At 58.4% G+C, this 24,780-nt stretch carries 1 protein-coding gene; it reads right to left on the bottom strand.

Annotated features, from left to right (window positions below; translation table 11 throughout):
- Window positions 1-16 precede the first annotated feature (16 nt).
- Window positions 17-24,730, bottom strand: coding sequence for an Ig-like domain-containing protein (locus tag HWX89_RS06900; RefSeq protein ID WP_178340650.1), 24,714 nt, complete (start codon window positions 24,728-24,730; stop codon window positions 17-19).
- Window positions 24,731-24,780: the final 50 nt, after the last annotated feature.

The following is a 24,780-nucleotide window of genomic DNA, read 5'->3' as shown; positions in this document are numbered from 1 at the left end:
ACGCGGATGGGAGCCATCAACGTTGGGGCAGTTCGACCCAGTTTGACAGTGCCTGGCTCAGCACGGAGACATCTTCTCCATGAAGATCCGCTGCGGCGAACAGATTGTCGGTAAACATACCGGGGCCCAGGTCTGTTCGTCGGTCACTGACATGATCGAGGATCGTGCCGGTGTGCAGATCAATGCGCATGGTGTCTGAGATGACCCCATCAGACGAATTGCCATGGATGCGCAAGTCGATGGATTGCAACCCGGCTGGCGGGCGTCCGATGACGAGCCCCTGACGTGTCAGCTTCAGCCAGTCGGGCAATGGCTTTCCGTCTGCCATAGTCACGCCGAACGTTGCATTTTCGACGTTCCCGGCCGACGACGGCATGATGTAGAGATAGTCTTTGTAGACCATCGTATCGACCTGGAACCAGGTGCTCTCGGCGCCTTCTCCCGAAAGATGTATGTTGGAGCCACCCTTGAAGAAGCCGGTGGCAATTTTATCAATGATCCGGTCGCTTGTCTGCCAGTCGCCGATCTGGCGAGCGACATGGATCACGGCCCCTTCTTCCGGCAATGAACCGATACCATTGAGTGAGCGGATGGAATTGACCACGTTGACGATCGGACCTTGCGCAGTGAGGTCTGCGATCCCGTTCAGATCTTTCATGATAGAGGCAGTTAGCGGCGAACCTGCCAAGATTGTTTCCGAGCCTTGCGATGATGGTTGCCACGGGTCGGTTGGTTCTGCGGAAATCGGCGCCGGCGGGTCGATCTCAAGCGGAGGCCTCGGTTCTTCCGGCTGTTCGACTGGAATGACGCTGACCGTCACGGTATAGGCGACAATGTTTCTGCCGTCGCTGATTGTGAAGGTAAAGCTGTCGACGCCATTGTAACCGTCCGCGGGTCTGTAGCTGTAAGTACCGTCAGCATTGATGATGACTGTGCCGTATTGTGGTCCTGACCCAAGACCATAGACGATGGGCTGTCCTTCCGGATCGGTGGCTGGCGGCAGAATGCCCGTTATCGTGCCCCCCTCGTTCACCGAGATGGAGGTGTCAGATGAAACGGGTGGTTCATTTGGCGTATTGACGAGGATAGTGACAGTGTATGTCGCTTCCAGAACTCCGTCACTGACACTGTAGGTGAAACGGTCTGTGCCATTGAAATCCGCGTTCGGCACGTAGATGTAGGTGCCGTCGGAATTGACTGTAACGACGCCATTGGACGCCTGGTTGCCGAGGCTGTAGAAGACCTCGTCGCCATCCGGATCGGTGGCCGCCGGCAATTGACCGTTATACGGTGTATTTTCGTCGATAGACACCAGATCGTCACGCCCAACCGGGGCATCGTTCACCGGGCTTACCGTGACAGTTACAGTGTAGGTGTTGGTCGCATCACCGTCAGATACGATGTAGGTGAACGTATCTGTGCCGTTGAAATTCTCATTCGGCGTGTAGGTGTAGCTGCCATCCGCATTGATGATCACAGTACCATGCGAGGGGAGGCTTGTGCCGATCTCGTAGACAACGGTCTGGCCTTCGGGGTCGATTGCCCGAGGCAACATTCCGCTCGCAGGAACGTCTTCTGTAACCGCAATGCTTGTATTGGAGCCCACAGGAGCGTCATTGACTGCGGCAACATTCACCGTGATCGTGTAGACAGACGACGCCGTGCCATCGCTGACACTATAGGTGAAGCTATCCGTGCCGCTGAAATTCGCATTGGGTATATAGGTATATGTCCCATCTGGGTTGACGACGACCGAACCGTTGATGGCATTGCGGCCAAGCGAGTAGGTGATGTCCTGCCCTTCTTCGTCGGTTGCTTCAGGCAGCATTCCCGAAAGCGGTTCGTCTTCGTTTGTCCCGACGGTCGCATCGGAGGCAAGCGGCGGCTGGTTGGCGGGGCCTACGGTCACTGTGACCGTGTAGATCGTTTCCGTCGAACCATCACTCACCGTGTAGGTGAAGGTATCTGTCCCGCTGAAACCTGACGGCGGCGTGTAACTGTAGCTGCCGTCGAGACCGATGATAACGGTGGCACCAGGCGTTACGGTGTCGACTTCGTAAAATACGGAGGATCCTTCCGGGTCGATCGCCGGAGGCAGGTTGCCACTGGCCGTTCCACCATTCTCTACCGAGATCTGAAGGTCGGAGCCCAGTGGCGCATCGTTTACCGCAGTCACTGTTATCGAAATCGTATAGGTGCTTGTCGCAACGCCGTCGCTGACGGTGTAGGTGAAGCTGTCGGCGCCGTTGTAATTCGCGGCCGGTTGATAGCTGTAGGTGCCATCCGGATTGATGGTCAGTGACCCATGCGACGGGGGGCTTCCGACTGTGTAGACGACAGCTACGCCTTCCGGATCAACCGCTCTTGGCAGTTGCCCGTTGAAGATCGTATCTTCCGCTACCGTAAGAGTTCCATCGGAGCTAACCGGGGGATCATTCACTGGCGAAACGTCGACTGTAATCGTGGCGGTCGTCGTTCCACCGTGCCCGTCACTGACCGTAACGACAAAGACGTCCGTGCCGTAGAAGTTCGTGCCGGGTGTATAGAGATACTGTCCGCTTGCATCAATCGTGACACGGCCGTTGGCTGGCTGGGCCGAAACAGTGTAGGTCAACGCATCGCCGTCGACATCCGAGGCCATGATGGCGCCAGCGACAGGCGTATCTTCCGGCGTTGATATCCGCTGATCTGTCGCAACCGGTGCGTCATTGACCGGGTCGATGATGAGTGTCGAGGAACTGATCGCCGTCAGCGCTCCACCTGCACCGCTGTTGCCGCCGTCATTTGTCGTCATGGTCAGGGTGACCAAAGCGCTGCTGTTTTCAACAGGACGATAGATTGGCGCGGTTGTTCCTGACAGCCATGCGTTGATGTTGCCGACGGTGCCGGTCAGCGTCAGAGAGCCCGATCCATTGCCCGTGACGGTCACGCCGTTACCGGAAGCGGCGATCAGGGATCCAGCATTCACGTCGAGTGTGACCGTGATTGAGGCATCACCGGCATCAACATCTATTATCGCAATCCCTGTCAAAGGCAGATCGGTATCTTCAGATCCGTTGAAGCTACCGGGCAGGGTGTTGACCGGCGCATCGTTGATGGGTTGTACGGTTCCTGAGACGGTTGCGTTGCGGCTGATGATGCCGTCAGAGACGGTATAGGTGAATGAGAGTGGGCCGTTGAAGTCTGGCGCGCCAGTGAATGTGAGGGTCCCGTCGGCATTGAGTGTGATGGTGCCGCCCGTGACATTGATTGAACTTCCAGCGGCGATGGCCTGATCGTTGATGGCGGTTATGGTGAGTGTATCGCCATCCGGGTCAGTGTCGTTTGCCAGCACATCGAGGTTGATGGATCCGTCCTCGTCGATGACGAATGTGTCGTTTGTTGCGACGGGCGGATCGTTGATGGCGCCGATGATGATGGTGACGGTTGCGGTATCGAAGCCGCCGTTACCATCGGCGACCTGGTATGTGAAGCTGTCTGAACCGTTGAAGAAGGCATTTGGCTGATAGGTGAATGTGCCGTCGGGGTTGAGGGTGAGGGTGCCGTTTGCCGGGGCGTTGACCAGGGATACGGTGAGGGGATCGTCGTCGGCATCGACGCCGTTGCCATTGTTGGCGAGGACATTGCCGTTGAGGGTCTGGCCTTCATTGATGGCGAATGCATCGTTCTGTGCCTGTGGCACGGGGTTTGTGACGGTCCATGTGAAGCTGCGCTCGACCGATCCGCCATTGCCGTCGACTGCGGTCATGGTGACGGTGAAGGCGTTGGTGCCGGTTGGTCCGGATGCGGATGGATCGATTGTTCCGGTGATCTGGCCTGTTGCTGGATCGTATGAGAGGCCTGTCGGCAGACCGGTGATGGAGTAGGAGAGTGTATCGCCATCGACATCGGTAAACAGGTTGCCGAGGTTGATGTTGATGGCTGCTCCATCGAGATTGGCGCGAGGCGGCAGGGTTGGTGCGACGGGTGCGTCGTTGAGGCCTGTGACTGTGACGGTCAGCGTTGCGGTTGCGGTTGCGCCATTGCCGTCGGAGATGGTGTAGGTGATGGCGGTGGTGCGGCTTTCTCCGATCTGGAGGTCCTGGAAGGCCGAGCCGGGATCGAAGCTGTAGGAGCCATCGGCGCGGATGACGAAGCTGCCGCCATTGCTGCCTGCAAGTGTTGCGCCGACACCATTTGCGCCATTGCCGACGCGGATGACGGTGAGGGTATCGCCATCGACATCGCTGTCGCTGCCAATGATGACATTGCCTTCGATGGGTGTGTTCTCATCGGTCTGTGCGACATCATCGACGGCGATGGGCAGATCGTTGACGGGATTGATCTGGCCTGCGACCGTTGCGGTGGAGGTGGTTGTGCCATCAAAGACGGTGTAGGTGAAGGAGAGCGGCCCGTTGAAGTTTGCCGCGCCTGTGAAGGTGAGTGTGCCATTGGCATTGAGGGTGACGGAGCCGCCGGTGACCGCCACGGAGGTGCCAACGGAGATGGCCTGTCCGTCGATTGCTGTGATGGTCAGTGGGTCGCCATCGGCATCACTGTCATTGGCGAGCACATCGAGAACCGTATTGCCGTCCTCGTTGAGGGTGAAGCTGTCATTGCCAAGAGCCGGTGCATCGTTGATGGGTTGTACGGTTCCTGAGACGGTTGCGTTGCGGCTGATGATGCCGTCAGAGACGGTATAGGTGAATGAGAGTGGGCCGTTGAAGTCTGGCGCGCCAGTGAATGTGAGGGTCCCGTCGGCATTGAGTGTGATGGTGCCGCCCGTGACATTGATTGAACTTCCAGCGGCGATGGCCTGATCGTTGATGGCGGTTATGGTGAGTGTATCGCCATCCGGGTCAGTGTCGTTTGCCAGCACATCGAGGTTGATGGATCCGTCCTCGTCGATGACGAATGTGTCGTTTGTTGCGACGGGCGGATCGTTGATGGCGCCGATGATGATGGTGACGGTTGCGGTATCGAAGCCGCCGTTACCATCGGCGACCTGGTATGTGAAGCTGTCTGAACCGTTGAAGAAGGCATTTGGCTGATAGGTGAATGTGCCGTCGGGGTTGAGGGTGAGGGTGCCGTTTGCCGGGGCGTTGACCAGGGATACGGTGAGGGGATCGTCGTCGGCATCGACGCCGTTGCCATTGTTGGCGAGGACATTGCCGTTGAGGGTCTGGCCTTCATTGATGGCGAATGCATCGTTCTGTGCCTGTGGCACGGGGTTTGTGACGGTCCATGTGAAGCTGCGCTCGACCGATCCGCCATTGCCGTCGACTGCGGTCATGGTGACGGTGAAGGCGTTGGTGCCGGTTGGTCCGGATGCGGATGGATCGATTGTTCCGGTGATCTGGCCTGTTGCTGGATCGTATGAGAGGCCTGTCGGCAGACCGGTGATGGAGTAGGAGAGTGTATCGCCATCGACATCGGTAAACAGGTTGCCGAGGTTGATGTTGATGGCTGCTCCATCGAGATTGGCGCGAGGCGGCAGGGTTGGTGCGACGGGTGCGTCGTTGAGGCCTGTGACTGTGACGGTCAGCGTTGCGGTTGCGGTTGCGCCATTGCCGTCGGAGATGGTGTAGGTGATGGCGGTGGTGCGGCTTTCTCCGATCTGGAGGTCCTGGAAGGCCGAGCCGGGATCGAAGCTGTAGGAGCCATCGGCGCGGATGACGAAGCTGCCGCCATTGCTGCCTGCAAGTGTTGCGCCGACACCATTTGCGCCATTGCCGACGCGGATGACGGTGAGGGTATCGCCATCGACATCGCTGTCGCTGCCAATGATGACATTGCCTTCGATGGGTGTGTTCTCATCGGTCTGTGCGACATCATCGACGGCGACGGGCAGATCGTTGACGGGATTGATCTGGCCTGCGACCGTTGCGGTGGAGGTGGTTGTGCCATCAAAGACGGTGTAGGTGAAGGAGAGCGGCCCGTTGAAGTTTGCCGCGCCTGTGAAGGTGAGTGTGCCATTGGCATTGAGGGTGACGGAGCCGCCGGTGACCGCCACGGAGGTGCCAACGGAGATGGCCTGTCCGTCGATTGCTGTGATGGTCAGTGGGTCGCCATCGGCATCACTGTCATTGGCCAGCACATCGAGAACCGTATTGCCGTCCTCGTTGAGGGTGAAGCTGTCATTGCCAAGAGCCGGTGCATCGTTGACCGCGCCAACATTGACGATAACGGTATATTCCACCGTGGCTGTTCCGTCGCTCACCGTGTAGGTGAAACTGTCATCGCCTTCGAAGTCGGGATCGGGCGTGTAGGTGTAGGTGCCATCGGTGTTGACGACGACACGGCCATTGGACGGCTGGCTTGCAGCCGCATAAGTCAGCGGCTCGCCTTCCGCATCGGTGGCGGCAGGCAATATCCCGCTATAGGGCGTATCTTCGGTCACATTGATCGTGTCATCGCTGCCAACCGGGGCGTCATTGGTGCCCGTGACCGTGACGGTGAAGGTTGCCGTCGACGTGCCGCCCTGACCGTCCGTGATCGTATACGTGATGCTGGTCGCGCGGGTTTCCCCGGCGGAAAGATTGTCAAAGTCGGTCCCTGGATTGAACGTATAGCTTCCATCTTCGGCAATGATGAAGCTGCCACCAGCGGTTCCCGTTACGCTTGTTCCGACGCCGGTCGCGTTGCCGTTCACGGCAGCAACAGTGATAACATCGCCGTCCGGATCACTATCCGCGCCCGAGCCATTATCAACAAAGACAGAGCCTGTCGCAGGGATGTTTTCTGCAGTTGTGATTGCGTCGTTCTGAGCGAGCGGGGCTGGGTTGGAAACGCTAATCGTGAAGCTACGTGTGATAGAGCCGCCCGGCTGACCGTCATTGATGGTAACGGTGATCTGATAGATGCCGCCATTCACTTGTGAGGCATCATTTTCGAGCGTGCCGGAAATAATGCCGTCAGCACTCATTACCAGCCCGGCGGGCAAACCAGTCTGGCTGAAGGTCAGCGTATCGTTGTCCGGGTCCGTGAAGAACTGCGAGATGTCGAGGGTTACATCGTCGGCATCGTCGAATGCCTGATTGGGGATTTCTCCCGTCGGGGGATCTTCGACATTGGCAACATTGACGGTCACAGTGAACGTGGTGGTCGTGCGACCATCATTCACGGTGTAGGTGAATGAGTCAGGACCCGAGAAATTTGCGGCCGGAACATAGCTATAGCTGCCATCTGCGCCAATTGTCACTGTGCCGTTTGTGGGCTGGCCGAGTACGGCGTAGGTCAGTGCGTCGCCATCGACATCGGTCACAGGCAGGAAGCCTGTCGATGTTTGATCCTCTGTGGCGTTCAGGGTGAAACTGCCACCCACCGGAGCGTCGTTTTCGCCCGTTACGGTGATCGTCAGCGTTGCTGTCGCAGTTCCATTGTCGCCATCGGAAATCGTGTAAATCACGCTTGTGGTGCGCGTTTCACCGACCTGAAGGTCGTCAAACTCGGTGCCGGGGTTGAAGGAGTAGGTGCCATCCGCGTTGATGATGAAGGTGCCGCCATCCGAACCGGCAATGGTGTCGCCGGGATCGCCGGACCCCACCGCAATAACGGTTAGCGTTGCGCCCTCAGCATCCGTGTCGTTCCCAAGGACAGTTGGGCCGTTGATAATCGGTGTGTTTTCGCCCGTGGTGGCCGTGTCATCAACGGCGACTGGAGGGTTGTTGACCGCTCCAACGCTGACCGTGACGACGGCCGCATTTGTGGCGTTTCCACTATCGGTCACGGAAATGGTGAGTGTGCGATCACCTGCGGTCAGATTGTCGTTGCGGTTTTCATATTGCAGGGCGCGCAACAAGGCACTCGCTGCTTCGTTTGGCATGGGAACGGCGGCACCTGCGGCGTTCTCGAAATGCACTGATGTGGCGCCATCGTATTGGTAGACGAATGTCGTACCTCCGAATGCAATGGTGCCACTCGATGCGGTGCCGAAAATGATGTCGGCAGTGCCGTTCAGATGAATAATTTCACTACCGGAATTGATAAAGCCGGCAAGGCTTATATCGAGTGAGACGATGCTCCCCTCTACGTCGGAAACAAAGGCATCCGGCGTAACAATTCTGACTGGTCCGTCACCTTCGGTGAAGGTTACGGAATTATCGGTTCCGCTGGTGGTGCCGTTCAGATCGATCACAGGCACATCGTTGACGGCATTGATATTGAGCGTCACCGACGCGTCGGAAAATCCGCCGTTGCCGTCACTGATGCGGTAGGTAAAGGCGACTGTGCCGTTGAAATCCGCGGTCGGCGTGAAGGTAAGATTGCCCAGGGCATCGTTCAGCGTCACACTGCCACCCGCGACGGCTATTGTTTCACCAACGCCAATAGGCTGGCCGTCGATCTGGGTGATCGACAGCGGGTCGCCATCCGGGTCTGTGTCGGCGCCAGCGCTACCGCTGACAGTGCCAGCTCCGGTTAGCGGATTGAAGCTGACGGTCGTGTCTTCCGTCAGGTCGACGACGTCGTTTCCCGCATTGGGTGCAGGGTTGGTGACAGTAAGAGTAAAGCTGCTGGAGGCCGAGGCAATGCCGTCACTCGCCCTTACAATGATTGTGTAGGGGCTGTCTTTCGACGCATCTGGATCGAGGGTACCGGAAATGATGCCGGTCGCCGGATCGAAAGTCAGTTCTGGCGGAAGCCCTTCGACTGTAATGGTCAGCGTCTGACCATCGACATCACTGAAATAGGGGCGGACATCAAGACTGAAGGCGGAGCTATCCACCTGTGCGCGGTCTGGGATAGGTGACGCCACGGGTGCATCGTTGACCGGGTTGACTGTTACCGTCACCGTCGCCGTGTCGCTACCGCCATTCCTGTCACCAATCGTATAGGTGAAGGATTCCGTGCCGTTGAAATTGGGGTTTGGCGTAAAGCGCAGAACTTCGCGTCCGTTCCCGTTGAGAACAAGTTGCACAGAGCCATTGCTGGTCATGACCGCAGGACCGCCAACCGTAAGATTCACGCCTTCAACGAGAATGACCGTATCGGTGTCGCCATCGGGGTCCTCATCATTGGCAAGGATGTCTATGTCGACAGGTGTGTCCTCATCCGTGGTAACCTGGTCATTCTCGGCATTCGGGGCCACATTCTTGATCGTATAGATGAAGTCCTGGAAGGTGCTTCCGCCATCCGGGTCGGTGGCCGTGATCCTGACTGCAAAATCGCGAAGACCCGTGGGTCCGGATGCGTCGGCGTCGATGACGCCGGATATAATGCCCGTAAGCGGGTCCAGCGTAAGTCCAGGCGGCAGTCCAGTTGCCGTATATGTCAGCGTTTCTCCCTCGGGGTCGACAAAATTACCCGAAATGTCAAAACTGATCGTCTCCCCGTCATTGCGCGAAATATCCGCGATCGGGGACGAAATTGGTGGATCGTTCACTGCATCGACGGAAACGGTGATGATACCTGTGCTGTAGCCGCCTTGACCGTCCGTTACGCGATAAACAATGGTGTCGGTGCCGTTGTAGTTGTCGTTCGGCGTGTAAGTGATGGTGCCGTCCGCATTGACGGTCACCGTGCCGTTTCCTGCCACAGGCGGAAAATCGGGGTCAAGGAAAAGCGTGTCGCCATCGGGGTCGATATCGATGCCATTGTCGCCGCTGGTTGTGCCCTCACCGGTGATCGGGTTGAAGGTAACTGGCTGATCTTCGCCGGTTTCAACTGTGTCATTTACGGCAATCGGTGCTGGATTGGTCACGGTGAACGTGAAGGTTTCCGCTACCGTGCCGCCGCGGCCATCGTTGGCCGTCACTGTCACAACATAGACGCCATCGTTGTTTGGACCGCCCTGGCTGGCGTTGTTGGCGATGATGCCCGTAATCGTCCCGTCTGCCGCCATTTCAAGGCCTTGCGGCAATCCGGTCTGGCTGAAAGTCAGCGCGTCATTGGCATCGATGTCCTGGAAAAATGCGTCAAGATGCAACGGATGGTCGGTGAGCGATTGGCCGTCCGCGCGGGTGTAATTTGGGATCTCGTCTGCAGTCGGGTCATCGTTGACGCCGGTGACGGTGACGGTAATCGTCGCGGTGTCGACATTCGTACCGTCGGTGACACGATAGGTTATGGTTGTCGTGCGGGGCGTATCACCTGCGGACATGTCGTCAAAGTCCGTGCCAGGATCAAACGTGTAGGTGCCATTGGCATTGATGATGAAGGTGCCGCCATTCGAGCCGGCAACCGCCACGCCGACATTGGCTCCTGATCCCTCCACCTGATCGACGGTGAGTGGATCTCCATCCGGGTCCTGGTCATTGGTAAGCACATTGCCGCCACCTGCCGTGTTTTCATCGACGGTTAGTGTGTCGTGGAAGGCCTTGGGTGGAAGGTTGGTAACAATCCATGTGACAATCCGTGTCGTCGTTCCGCCGTTGCCATCGGAAGCCGTGATTTCAACCGTATATGGATCTGTATTGGATGCGTCTGCGGCCAATGTGCCGGTGATCCGGCCGGCAGCGTCGATGGAGAGGCCTGGCGGAAGGCCGGTTGCGGTGAATGTCAGCGTGTCTCCGTCGATGTCGCTGAAATACGGGCTGACATTATAATCGACAGCTTGGCTGTCGCTATCGTATTGGTCGGGGATCGGGTTGGAGGTCGGATTGTCGTTGACGGGTGTAACAGTCACACGCACCGTTGCGGTGGAAACCCCTCCATTGTTGTCAGTGATGGTGTAGGAAATCGTGTCGACGCCATTGAAATTAAGGGCCGGCACATAGGTCAAGGTGCCATTGGCATTGATGGTCACACTCCCGTTGCCTGCGCTGGCGGATACGATCGTCAACGGGTCGCCGTCGGGGTCTGTGTCGTTGGCGAGTGGCGCGATGACAGTCGGAGTGTCCTCGGCAATGGTAATGATGTCGTTGTTTGCCGTTGGCGCGGGATTGGTTACGGTCAGTTCGAAAGTCTGTGACGGGGTGGACGAGGTACCGTCGCTGGCAACAATCGAAATGACATAGACGCCATCACCATTCGGACCGCCCTGGCTGGCGCTCTTGTCGATATTGCCAAAGATAAGCCCGGTGGCGGCATCATATTGCAGTCCAGCGGGAAGGCCCGTGATGGTGAAGGTCAGATTGTCGCCATCTGGATCTGTAAAGAAGTCTGCCACATCATAGGTGAAAGACTGGCCGTCGGCGCGAACCCGGTCTGGGATCGGCTGGGTCGGCACGGGGTCATCGTTGACCGGCAATACCGTGACTGTCACCGTTGCCGTTGAAACGCCTCCGTTCCCGTCGGAGATGGAATAGCTGAAGCTTTCCTGTCCGTTATAGTCCGCATTCGGCGTGAAGCGCAGGAACTGGGTTCCGTCCGGGTTTTCGATCAATCGGACCGATCCGTTGGTGGTTACGACCGGGGCGCCATTCGGCTGCAGAACGACGTTGTTGACGCGGATGACCTCGGCGGCATCGCCATCGGGATCGCTGTCATTGGCGAGAATGTCGATATCGACAGGCGTGTCTTCGTCTGTTGTGACTGCATCATCGTTGGCGATCGGTGGAACATTGAGGACGGTGTAGTTGAAATCGACAAAGGTCGTTCCACCGTTCGGGTCGGTTGCGATGACGCGAATACGATAGTTCTTCTCGCCCGTGGGACCTGAGGCATCCGGGGCGATCTGGCCGCTGATTGTCGACCCGGAAAGCACGAGCCCGGGCGGAAGGGGGAAGTCCGCATCGATTGTATAGGTGAGGGCGCCGCCTTCCGGATCAGAGAAAAAGGCAGAGAGATCAAGGCTGTCGGTATCGCCGTCGTTGCGGGTGCGATCGGCAATCGGACTACCGGCGGGATCATCGTTGACGGGGGTGATTGTCACGGTGACAGTTGCCGTTGCGGTGCCGCCATTCCCGTCGGAGATCGTGTAGGTGATCGTGTCGGTGCCATTGTAGTCGGCGGCCGGCAGATAGGATATCTCGCCGTCCGCGAGAATAGTCACCGTTCCATGGGCGGCCGTTGCCGAGACAACGGAGAGCGGATCGCCGTCTGGGTCACTGTCATTGGCAAGCACATTGATCGTGACTGCGGTATCTTCCGCGGTCGTTACGGTATCGTTGACGGCGACGGGCGCCGGATTCGACACGGTCAACGCGAATGTCTGCTGGGCCGTACCACCATTGCCATCCGATACTGTGATCGTCACCGTGTAGACGCCGTTGGTTCCACCCTGGCTGGCATTTCGATCGATGGTGCCGGTGATGACGCCTGCGGCACTGAGGCTGAGGCCGTTCGGAAGGCCTGTCTGCGTGTAGGTCAGCGTATCGCCATCGGCATCGGAGAAGAAGCTCGAGACGTCAAAATTGACGACGGCGCCGTCATTGGCGGAACGGTCAGGTATCGTTGAGCCGACTGGGTTATCATTGACGTCGCTGATAGTGACAGTGACCGTATACTCATTGCGGGCACCACCTGGATCAGTAACAACGAAGCTGAAGCTGTCTGTGCCGTCAAAATCGGAGTTTGGCGTGTAGGTGTAGGTGCCGTCCGCGTTGATGACAACGGTGCCGTTGGCGGGGGTCGTCATCCCTGCGGAGAATGTAATTGTGTCGCCATCGACATCTGTTGCAACGAGTGTGCCGGTAAATGGCGTATCTTCGGGCGTGGAGATGCTGATGTCGGACGACGTTGGAGCGTCGTTGACTGGTGTCACCGTACCGGTCACAGTTGCGTTTGCCGAGGCCGTTCCGTCCGACAGGGTGTAGGTGAAGCTGATTGGACCATTATAGTTGGCGTTCGGCGTGAAGCTCAGACGACCATCAGCATCAAGCCTTACAGCCCCCCCGTTGATGGTGATTGATTGGCCTGCCGTGATCGCCGTTCCATTGATGGCCGTCACCGTCAGTGCGTCACCATCAGCGTCGGTATCGTTACTGCGGACATCGAAGGTGATCGTGGTATCTTCAGGCGTCGTGAACGTATCGTTGACGGCGACCGGAACGTCGTTGACAGGGCTTACCGTGCCGTTCACCGTGGCGGTCGCCGTGCCGCCGTTGCCGTCAGAGACGGTGTAGGTAAAGCTTGGGCTGCCATTGTAATTGGCAGCGGGGGTGAAGGTCAGCGTTCCGTTGGCATTCAATGTCACGGTGCCGCCGGTGACGGAAACCGTTGCTCCTGTGACGATCCCGGTTCCGTTGATCTGGGTGATGGTCAGCGTATCGCCATCGACGTCACTGTCATTTCCCCGAACATCCAGCGTGATCGGCGTGTCTTCAAGAGTGGTGAAGCTGTCGTTTACGGCTACGGGGGCATCGTTGACTGCCGTCACAGTTCCATTGACGGTTGCCGTTGCGCTGCCGCCGCTGCCATCAGAGATCGTGTAGGTAAAGCTTGTGCTGCCGTTATAGTTGGCGGCCGGGCTGAACGTGAGCGTACCGTTGGCGTTCAGAGTGACTGTGCCGCCTGTAACGGAAACCGTCGCGCCGGTGACAATCGCGGTTCCGTCGATCTGGGTGATGGTCAGCGCGTCCCCATCCGGATCGCTGTCATTGGCGAGAACGGAAATCGTTGTTGCCGTGTCCTCCGCAGTAATGAAGGTGTCTCCAGTCGCGATCGGGGCGTCCTGTTCCGGCGTGACGGTGCCGCTGACGGTCGCCGTTGCAGTGCCGCCTTTACCGTCTGAGATCGTGTAGGTGAAGCTCGGGTTGCCATTGTAATTGGCACCGGGTGCAAAGGTGAGGGTGCCGTCGGCGTTAAGTGTCACCGTGCCGCCTGTGACCGCGACCGAGCCACCAGACGAAATCGCCAGACCATTGATCTGGGTCACTGTCAGCGTGTCACCATCAACATCGAAGTCGTTGCCTCGAACGTCAAACGTAATCGCATTGTCTTCTGGTGTGGTGAAGGTGTCGTCGATGGCGACGGGTGGGTCCTGAACTGCGTTGACCGTGCCGTTGACAGTAGCAGTTGTTGCCCCACCCTGGCCGTCGGCGACGGTATAGGTGAAGTTCAGGGTGCCGTTATAGTTTGCGTTCGGTGTAAAGGTCAGCGAGCCGTTCGCATTCAGCGAGACAAGGCCACCCGTCACGGTAACCGGATTGCCAATCGAGATTTCGGTGCCGTTTATGGCTGTAACGGTCAGCGTGCCGCCATCGACATCCGTGTCATTGGCGAGCACGTTAAAGGTGACGGCGGTGTCCTCATTCGTGGTGAAGCTGTCATTCACCGCGATCGGCGCATCGTTTTGGCCGGTGACTGTGACGGTCACGGTAGCCGTGGATGCTCCGCCCTGGCCGTCGGATATCGTGTAGGTCACTGCCGTCGTGCGCGTTTGACCTGCCGCCAGATTGTCGAAACTTGTACCGGGATTGAAGGCATAGGTGCCATCGGCATTGATGGTGAAAGTGCCACCGTTCGAACCGGCTACTGCAGAGCCGACGCCGGCACTGCTGCCGCCGACGGCGGAGACGGAAATCGGGTCACCGTCCGGATCGCTGTCATTGGTAAGCACAGAACCGTTGATCGCGGCGTTTTCCGTTGTCGAGAAATCGTCGTTGCCCGCGACCGGAGCCGGATTGGCGACCGCCCAGGTGAAGCTGCGACTTGCCTGCGCGCCTGCGAGATCTGTGGCTGTCACTGTGACAGAATAGGGACCAGAGACACTGGCGCTGCGGTCGATTGTGCCTGTGATGATACCGGCTGCGCTGATCGACAGACCAGGTGGGAGACCGGTTGCGGTGAAGGTCAGGCTGTCGCCCGCGTCCGGGTCGCTGAAGTTGCCAGCTACATTGAGCGAGACGTTTTGCGCGTCGCTTGAACTCTGGTTGGCGATCGGGGTCGAAATCGGGGCATCGTTGACACCTGTTACGGTGATCGTGAAGGTCGCTGTTGCCGTGCCACCGTTGCCATCAGCAACCTGATAGGTCACGGACGTCGTGCGTGTCTGGCCCGCAGCGAGATCGGCGAACGCATTGCCGGGATTAAAGATGGCAGCGCCATTGGCGCTGATTGTGAATGCACCGCCGTTTGAGCCCGCGACGGCCACGCCGACATTGCCGGCGACGCCATTGACCTGTGAGACGGTCAGCGTATCGCCGTCGACGTCGCTGTCATTGGTGATGACGTTCGTGGAGACATTGCTGTTGGCTGTGGTCTGGGCGCTGTCGTTTACGGCGATCGGTGCGTCGTTGACCGCGTTAACGGTGACCGTAACGGTGTATTCGACCGTCGCCGTGCCGTCGTTCACGCGGTATCTGAATGTATCCGTGCCATTGAAATTGGCTGTAGGCGTATAGGTGTATGTGCCATTGGCGTTGATGGTAACAACGCCGTGGGACGGTCCCAGTGAGCCAGCCGAATAGGTGAGTGTGTCGCCGTCTACATCGGTTGCGACAGGCAAGGTGCCGGAGAAAACGGTATCTTCGTTGATGGTGATTGCGGCATTGGAGCCAACCGGCGCGTCGTTGACCGGGGTGATCGAAATCGTCGCCGTATCGGTGTCCGAAAGAGCGCCGCCGCTGCCGGTATTGCCGTTGTCGTTGGTGACCATGGTCAAGGTCACAGCGCCGTTTGCGTTGGCAAGCGGCGTGTAGATCGGACTTGCGGCTCCTGCAAGAAACGCATTGATATTGGCGGCCGTACCGGTGAGCGTGATGGTGCCTGTGCCGGAACCGGTAACTGTAACGCTGCCGCCATTTGTTGCCGAAAGCGTGCCTGATCCGACCGTAAGCGTAACGGTCATATTGCCGTTTCCGGCGTCGACGTCCGAAATTGCGAGGCCCGTCAGGGCCAGCGCGGTATCCTCGTTGGTGACAAAGCTACCCGGTAGAGTGTTGATGGGTGCGTCGTTGACCGCGGTTACGTTGAAGGTAATTGTGTTCGGGCTGAGGTCAGTATCAACGCCTCCGTTTGCCGTGCCGCCATTGTCACGGACCTGGAATGTGAAGGAGGCGAGTGCGGTCCCATTTGCGTTGGCTGAAGGCGTAAAGGTGAGGCTGCCAATATTGGCCGCACTGATAACCTGACCGGCCGTAACAGGAACACCGCTGATCGAGAGGGTGCCGTTGGTCGGTAGCGTGTTGATGATGATCGCCGAAAGGGTATTGGCGGGAGAATCGTTTGGATCGGTGAAGCCGAAATCTGCAGCCGTAAATGTGTAGCTGCCGTCTTCCGTAAGAGTGATCGTCTTGTCAGCACCCGCCGGTGCGTCGTTAACAGGGGTGATCGATATCGTTGCGGTGTCGACATCCGTCAGCGCAGGCCCGCCAGTGTTGCCATTGTCATTGGTCGTCATAGATAGGGTAACATTGGCGACGGAGTTCGCGGCCGGTGTGAAGGTGGGACGCGAAGTTCCCGACAGGTAGGCATTGATGGCAGAGATCGTCCCGGAGAGAACAATCTGGCCGGAGCCGCTGTTGCTTACGGTCACGCCGCCGGAGGTCGATGCCGTTAGAACGCCGCTATCGACGGAAAGTGTGACCGAGACTGTGCCGGTACCAGCATCCGCATCTGCAATCGACAGTCCAGTCAGGCCAAGGCCTGTGTCCTCGAGCGTTGTATAGCTGGTCGGCAGGGTGTTGACTGGTGGTGTATTGATGGATGCAACCGCGACGGTGACTGTCGCCGTTTCAGTGACGCCACCTGACGTGACCGTATAGGTGAAGGTTGTCACGCCGTTGTAATCGAGCGTCGGGGTGAAAACGAGTTGTCCACCGGCGGTCAACTGCACGGTGCCGTTATTGACGGCGACCGTGCCGCCAACGGCAATCGCGGTGCCGTTGATCGCAGTGATTGCGCGGCCCGGATTATCAAAAGTATCGTTGGCGAGAACCGGGATGGTGACTGCGACATCCTCATCGGTCGAGACGGAATCGTTGGCAATGTCGGTAACCGCAGTGATCGTCACACCGATTGTGTCTGTGTCGGTGAGGGCTCCGTCGGAGGTGGAAAGCGTGATCTGGGCCGGGCCATTGTAGTCGCGGGTCGGCACATAGGTCGCTCCGGCCAATGCTGCGTTAATCGCAGCTGTCGTTCCAGAGAATGTCATCGTGGTATCGGATGTGCCGTCACCTGCCGTGAACGTGAGGCCGGTGATACTGGACAACGAGAATGCGCCATTGGTCACCGTAACGGTTACCGTCAGTGTTCCATTGTCGATATCCGCCACCGTAATCGCATTACCTGCGGCCGCGGAGAAGGTGATAGTCCCGTCTTCAGAAATCGTTTGTGTGCCCGGAACGGTGTTCACGGGCGCGTCGTTGACTGCTGTCACATTGACCGTGACGGTCGCGGTTTCAGTCACGCCGCCTGATGTTACCGTGTAGGTGAAGTTCGTTTGCCCGTTGTAGTTTGCAGCGGGTGTAAAGGTGATTGTTCCGTCGGCATTCAGACGCGCGGTGCCATTCGCCACCGTGACCGTTCCATTGACGGCGACTGCGGTGCCGTTGATCGCGGTGATGGTGTGTGCCGAATTTTCGAATGTATCGTTGGCGTTGACATTGATTGTAACGGCAGTGTCTTCATTGGTTGTCACGGTGTCATTGGCGATGTCGGAAACCGCCGTGACCGTGATTGCAATGCCGTCTGTATCGGAGAGCGATCCATCGGACGTGACGAGCGTCAGTTGGGCCGAGCCATTGTAATCGGCAGTCGGCGTATAGGAGAGCCCGGCGAGTGCTGCGTTGATCTGCGCTGCAGTGCCAGCGATCGTTACTGTAGCCGTGCCATTATTGCTGATCGTTGCACCGCCGCCTGTGGTCACCGAAAGCGACCCATTCGTGACGCTTACGGTAGTTGTCAACGTGCCGCCATCGATATCGGTGACGCTGACGCCACCAATAGAAAGCTGTGAATCTTCTGCGGTTGTTTGTGCACCCGGCACGGTATTGACCGGTGCATCGTTGACCGGGGTGACATTCACCGTGACGGTTGCCGTTTCAGTGACGCCGCCTGAGGTGACAGTGTAGGTGAACGTGGTTTGGCCATTGTAGTCGGCCGACGGCGTGAACGTGAGTGTGCCGTTTGCATTGAGGCGCACCGTGCCATTTGCCACGGTGACCACGCCATTGGCCACGATTGAACTGCCGTTGATGGCGGTAATCTGATGGGCGGAATTCTCGAAGCTGTCGTTGGCGTTGACGTCTATCGTTGTCGCCGTGTCCTCATTGGTGGTGGCCGTGTCGCTGGCAATGTCAGCGACTGCGTTGACGGTGATCGTGCGGCTATCGGTGTCAGTCAGCGAACCGTCGCTGCTCGTCATGGTGAGCGTCACGGCGCCATTGAAGTCGGCGACCGGCGTATAAACCGGTTGTGTCGCACTCGCTGCAAGATAGGCATTGATGTTGGCGAGCGTGCCGCTCAGCGTGATCGTGCCCGTACCGGACCCCGAAATGATGACGCCGCCAGCGCTGGTGGCCGCGATGCTACCGGAGTTGACACTGAGCGAGACAGTCATTGTCGCAGTGCCGGCATCTGGATCGGCGACGGAGAGGCCGCTCAAGGTGAGCGTTGTATCCTCTGCGGTCGTGTAGCTGGCGGGAAGCGTATTGACGGGCGCATCGTTGACGGGGGTCACTGAGACAGTTGTCACTGCCGTATTCGACACAGCCGAGCCATCGTTGACCAAAATGCTGATCGTACGGGCGGTTGAACCTGGATCGTCTGACGTTGATGTGTAGCGGATCTGCTGCAGCGCCGTCTGATAATCGGCCTTGGTGGCGGACCCGGACAGAGTGAGCGTGTAGGTGCCTGCGTCGTAACTGAAGCTTATACCGGTCGGCAGTGTACCCGCGACCGACAGCGTGTCACCCGCAACCGGGTTGGTGATGACGATCGTCGCCGAAGACATGTTGGCATTGTCGACGTCGGTGATCAGGACGTCTGTATCGACGATCGCGACACCGGTGCCATTCTCGGTATAGCTGGTTGTGAAACCTGTGCCTGCACCAGACGCGTCGAGATCGAGGATCGGGGCGTCGTTGACAGGGGTAACGGTGATCGTTGCCGTATCGACATCGGTCAGCGTGCCTCCGGAACCCGTATTGCCGCCATCACTCGTGGTCATTGTCAGCGTCACGCTGCCGTTGAAATCCGCGACCGGCGTGAATGTTGGGCGAGAGGCCCCGGCGAGGAACGTGTTGATATTGGCAAGGGTGCCGGTGATCGTGATCGTACCTGTTCCTGAACCCGATACCGTCACGCCGTTTGCGGCGCTCGCGGTCAGGGTCCCGGAGTTGACCCCCAGGGTTACCGTCATCGTACCGGTTGCCGCATCGACATCGCTGATCTGCATTCCGGTCAAACCAACCGATGTATCTTCGGCCGTGGAGTAACCCGCCGGTAACGCGTTGACCGGTGCATCGTTCACGGCATTGATGGTGATCGGTCTGGTGTCGACATCGGTCAATGTCCCGCCGGAGCCCGTGTTGCCGCCATCGCTGGTGGTCATGGTCAGCGTCACACTGCCATTGGCATTGGCGACCGGAACATAAACCGGGGCTGAAGCGGATGCGAGGTAGGCGTTGATGTTGGCAAGCGTGCCGGTGAGGGTGATCGTGCTGCCCGAACCGGAAATCGTGACGCCTCCACCGGACGTTGCCGTCAGTGTACCTGCGGTGACGGACAGTTGAACCGTCATCGTACCTGTTCCGGCATCGACGTCGGCAATCGACAAGCCGGTCAACGCAACGTTTGTGTCTTCATTGGTTGCCCAGCCGGAAGCCGGAAGGGTGTTAACCGGCGCGTCGTTGACGGCGGTAACGTTGACGGTGACGGTTGCGGTTTCAGTGACGCCGCCAGATGTAACGGTGTACGTGAAACTTGTCTGACCGTTGAAATTGGCGGTTGGGGTGTAGGTGATCGTGCCGTCGGCATTGAAGGTGACAACGCCTTGTCCGGACGGCGGTTGGGTAACGGAGGTCAGCGTACGGTTGGCGTTTTCGAAGTTGTCAGCGGAAGCGCCATTGGTACCCGTGATGACATTGAAGCTGAGTGCCGTATCTTCATTCGTGGTAACCGTGTCCGGGACGATATCGGCGACGGGATTTATGGTGATCGCAACTGTGTCCGAATCGGAGAGCGATCCGTCCGAGGTCACCATCGTCAGGGTGTCAGAACCGTTATAGTCGGGGTTGCCCTGGTAGCGTACGGAGGCAAGTACGCTGTTTACCTGCGCCTGCGTGCCGGAGATTGTTACGGTGCCTGTACCCGCACCGGTTACCGTACCCGCTATCGTTGACGGCGATAGGGTGCCGTTTGCAACAGTCAGAGTGACCGTTACGTTCGTCGTGTCTACATCGGTGACGGAAAGGCCGGTAATTGCCGTCAGCACGTCTTCCTGTACGGTCACAGGACCGGGCACAGTGTTGACGGGTGCATCATTGACCGCAATCACATTGACGGTTGCAACTGCCGTGTTGGAATTCGCGGCACCGTCATTGGTAACGACATTGATCGTGCGGGCGATTGTCGAAGGGTTTTCCGACGTCGAGGAGTATCTGATCGCCTGCAGTGCGGTCTGATAGTCGGCCTTCGTCGCCGATCCGGTCAGCGTGAGGGTAAATGTAGCGGCATTGTAGCTGGCGGAGATGCCGGGAACGCTGGTGCTCAAGGCCAAGACGTCGCCCGCCTGGCCGTTAGAGATCACAACCGTAAGCGAACTCATATTGGCATTATCGACATCGGCAATGAGCGCGGCAGTCCCGGTGATCGCCACACCAGTTCCGTTTTCCGTATAGCTGGTCGAATACCCTGTGCCAGCGCTTCCGGTGTCGAGATCGAGAATTGGAGGATCATTGACGGCCGCGATGCTGATTGTACGGGTGTCGACATCAGTCAAGGTGCCACCGGTGCCGGTATTGCCTCCGTCACTGGTGGTCATAGTCAAGGTGACCGACCCGTTTGCGTCTGCAACCGGTACATAGATTGGTGCGGAAGCTGACGCGAGGTAGGCGTTGATGTTGGCGAGCGTGCCCGTCAGCGTCAGGGTTGCCGTTCCCGATCCTGTGACCGTGACACTGCCGCCGGATGTCGCGGTGATCGTGCCTGAGGAGACACCGAGCGTCACCGTCATGGTGCCGCCGGCGGCATCGAGATCGGCGACCGAGAGACCTGTCAGGGAGACGCTTGTATCTTCGCTGGTCGCCCAGCCCGATGCCGGGAGCGTGTTAACAGGCGCGTCGTTGACCGCTGTAACCGCAACCGTCGTTACGGCAGTGTTGGAGGCAAGCGCGCCATCGTTGACGGTTACGCTGATCGTGCGACCCGTAACGGTGTTGCCAATTGTCGGATTGTCGGATGTCGAGGAATAAAGGATCTGCGCCAGTGCAGTCTGGTAGGCGGCCTTGGTGGCTGAGCCGGTCAAGGTGAGCGTGTAGGTAGTCGAATTGTAGCTTGCGGTGATACCGGCTGGCAGTGTGCCTGTTGCGGCAAGAACGTCGCCCGCCTGGCCATTGGTGATTACGATTGTGGCGGACGCAATATTGGCGTTGTCGACATCAACGACAGAATTGCTGCTGGCTGCGATCGCGACGCCAGTGCCATTTTCCGTGTAACCGACGGAATAACCGGAACCGGCAGATGAGCCGTCGAGATCGAGCACCGGCGCATCGTTGACCGGATTGATGGTGATGTTGCGAGTATCGATATCGGTGAGCGCGCCACCAGTTCCCGTGTTGCCATTGTCGCTGGTGGTCATCGTCAGGACGACAGCGCCGTTGGCGTCAGCGACCGGGACGTAGATCGGGGCGGCCGCCGAAGCGAGGTAGGCATTGATATTGGCGATCGTGCCGGTCAGGGTAATCGTGCTCGTGCCGGAACCTGCAATGGTCACGCTGCCGCCGGATGTCGCTGTGATCGCGCCAGTTGCGACATTCAGCGTGACGGTCATGGTGCCGCTGCCGGCGTCGATATCCGCAATCGACAGGCCCGAAAGGGCAACACTGGTGTCTTCGTTGGTCGCCCAGCCGCTCGCGGGCAGCGTATTGACTGGTGCGTCATTGACGGCCACGACGTTGATTGTCGAGGTTGCAACCGCGGATGTGAGGCCGCCATCGTTGACGGTGACATTGATGACACGCGGCGTCGTACCGGGACTGTCGCCACTGTTCGAGAAGGTTATGGCGCGGATTGCGGCTGCGTAGTTTGCCTTTGTCGCAGATCCACTGAGAGTAACGGTGATCTGGCCAGAAACAGAGGTGTCGACCGTTCCGGTAATTCCGGTCGGGAGGGTGCCAAGATTAAGGACATCTCCGGCCTGTGCATTGGTCAGCACGATAGTTGCGGAGCGCATATTCGTGCTGTCACGGTCGCGGACGTCGGCGAGGCTACCGGCTGTTGTCGATGCTATCGAAACCCCGGCGCCATTCTCGGTATAGGTTGTTGTGTAGTTAACGCCGGCAACGCTATCGACATTCCTGAGTGCGCTGACATTGTCGATGAATATGTCGTCCGTACTGGGCGTCAGCAAGCCGCCCGCCGCCGAGTAGGTGAAGACAAGATCGCCGGTTGCAGCCACGGTGGAAGGCAGATTGAGCGTAACGGCAGTTCGGGTCCACGCCGTGGTGCCTGCCGTTGAAGCGGCCACCGTGGTTGGAGAGCCGCTTGCGCCATTGAAATAGGTGATGGTCGCCGTGTTCGGCGTTCCGTTCAACGTGCCGGTGGTGATACGTGCGTAGAGAACGCCGCCTATCGTGATGTCGAGCGTCGCCGGTGTGTTGTTGTCATTGGAGACACCAAGCAGAAGGTTATTGCTCCAGCCCAAATCGAAGGTCAATTGGGCTGCACCGGAAGGCGCAAGTCCATCGTTCCAGCCGGTTACGTTTGCCTGCGTAAGGGTGCCGCTACCGCCATTGACGGTCCATGCGAAACCGTCATTGGCAATCGCTCCGCCACTGCCGCCAACCGTCCAGCCTGTCGAACCGGGTGTTCCGCCATTGGTGATGATCTGTGTCGGGGTCGTGCCGGAGTTCAGGTCGACCACGGGCGCGATGGCGTTGTAGCCGAAATCCGCGGCAAGACTGCTTGCGCCGATCAGTGTCAATGTCGCGGACTGTGTAGTCGCCGTTGTTGCGGTTGCACCGCCAAGAACGCCATTCGTATCGGTGACGCGAACAACATACTGGCCTGGCAAGACACCGGTGAACAGGTATTTTCCGTCAGCGCCGGTCGTGTCCGTTGCAAGAACACGTTCACCCGTATCGGCGACACCGTTGCCGTTCACGTCATCGATCAGTTGCACCGTAACATTGGCGATCCCGACGTCACCGCTATCGAAGGTTCCATTGGTATTGTTGTCGTCGTAAATCTGGTCACCAATCGACCCTGTCGGAGGCACCCATCGGGCGCCATCGGAAACGGTACCGATTGCTGTCGTGCCGTTGGTGGTGATCGCGATCGCCGAGCCGATCGCAGCGCCGGTCGTGACGTTGATCTGCTGGATCGACGAGCCCACGAGGTAGGTATTTCCATTGATGTCGCCACCACCCTGCACCAGCGTCGTGCCGGTGGGGTTGGTGAATGAGCTGACGATTGCACCGGTCGAGAGGTTGTAGCGCGTGATGGTGGAAGCGGCGCCATTGAGGCTGAGCAGATAGTTGTTCGTCGTATCAATTGCGAAATCGCCCCAGTCATTCGTACCAGTGACTGCTGCTCCAAACGTGGAGGCTGAGGCGATGGTGCGGCCGTTGCCGCTGAAGGTGATGCGCCATATTTGGTCATCGCCGCTGGCGTTGATGTTTTCAATGCCGAGATAAAGTGAGCCGTTGTAAAAGGTCGCGGCACCGCTGCCGACACCTCTATCACCCACCGTGACACTCAAACCCGTGCCGTTATTGGTCAGGTCACTGTCGATCAGAATGTGCGTGTTGTTGATGAAGTCATACGCAAACAGCGCACGGTTGGCATTCGCGGCATTGCTGTCGGTGTAATAGATAAGCCCGTTTGTCTGGTCGACGGCGAGCGAGTTCAGCGTATCGCTCAAGCTGACCCCACCTATGGTGGCGGGGGCCGTCGTGATGGCGGTTGCCTTGCCGGTGACGACATCGACGCTGTAAAGCGTTCGTCCTGAGACAACGAGAAGGGCACCGTTGCCGACGCTGGCCTGAACGTTCAGCAATTCGGCATATTCGCGCTGGGCATCCATGGTGGGAAGGACGCTGGCAGCGATCTCGCCGGTGCGATATTCAAGATCCCAATCGCCGCCGAGATCGGCGCTGCCCGTGGCGTCGGTCGAAGCCGCAATATCGGCGCCGGTCATGTACCCCATCATGCGGGCTGCATTCTGGCCGAGCTCACCACGAGCGAAGTCGCAGCCATAGATCAGGATATCGGCGTCATCGCTCAGATAGGATTTGAGGCTTTGCAGCTCGTCGGCATAGTCGCCGGCCATCGATTCAATCGTCAGTTCGGCAGAGCCGAGATAAAGCCGGCCTTCATCCCCATGCGAGATGATGTGGACTGTCTCCACATCCTTCATGTTGGAAAGCGCTTCAGCCAGTTGCTCGACACCGTCGCGACCCTGTTCCAGGACCACGACCTCAAAGTCGCCCTCAATTCCCTGGAGCAGCGTTTCGTAGTCCGGGACGGAACTGTCGACAATCACCACCTGCTTTGACGATATCTCATCAGATGGAACGTCGTCAGGGGTCGAATCCGTTGCGGCCGTCAATGCTGCGGCGAGAGCGTGTTGGTCCCCATCACTGGTATCGTCCGTTTGATGATGGTCGCCATTCTCGCCGACCTGTGACGCGTGTTCGTCCTGAGTTTGGTCGACGGTTGCAGCGCCAGCGGCATCGAATGCGATGCGCTGCTCGAGCTCCATCAGCATCGAACTAAGTCTGTCCTGTTTGCCTTTTTTCGACTCAGTCTTTTTTTTCT

Source organism: Rhizobium sp. RM (assembly GCF_013390595.1).
Lineage (GTDB): Bacteria > Pseudomonadota > Alphaproteobacteria > Rhizobiales > Rhizobiaceae > Agrobacterium.
This window is presented reverse-complemented; position numbering and strand designations above follow the sequence as displayed.

Excerpts from the sequence above, each read along its gene's own strand:
- HWX89_RS06900 (WP_178340650.1), bottom strand. The coding sequence starts at position 24,730 with ATGCTGATGGAGCTCGAGCAGCGCATCGCATTCGATGCCGCTGGCGCT.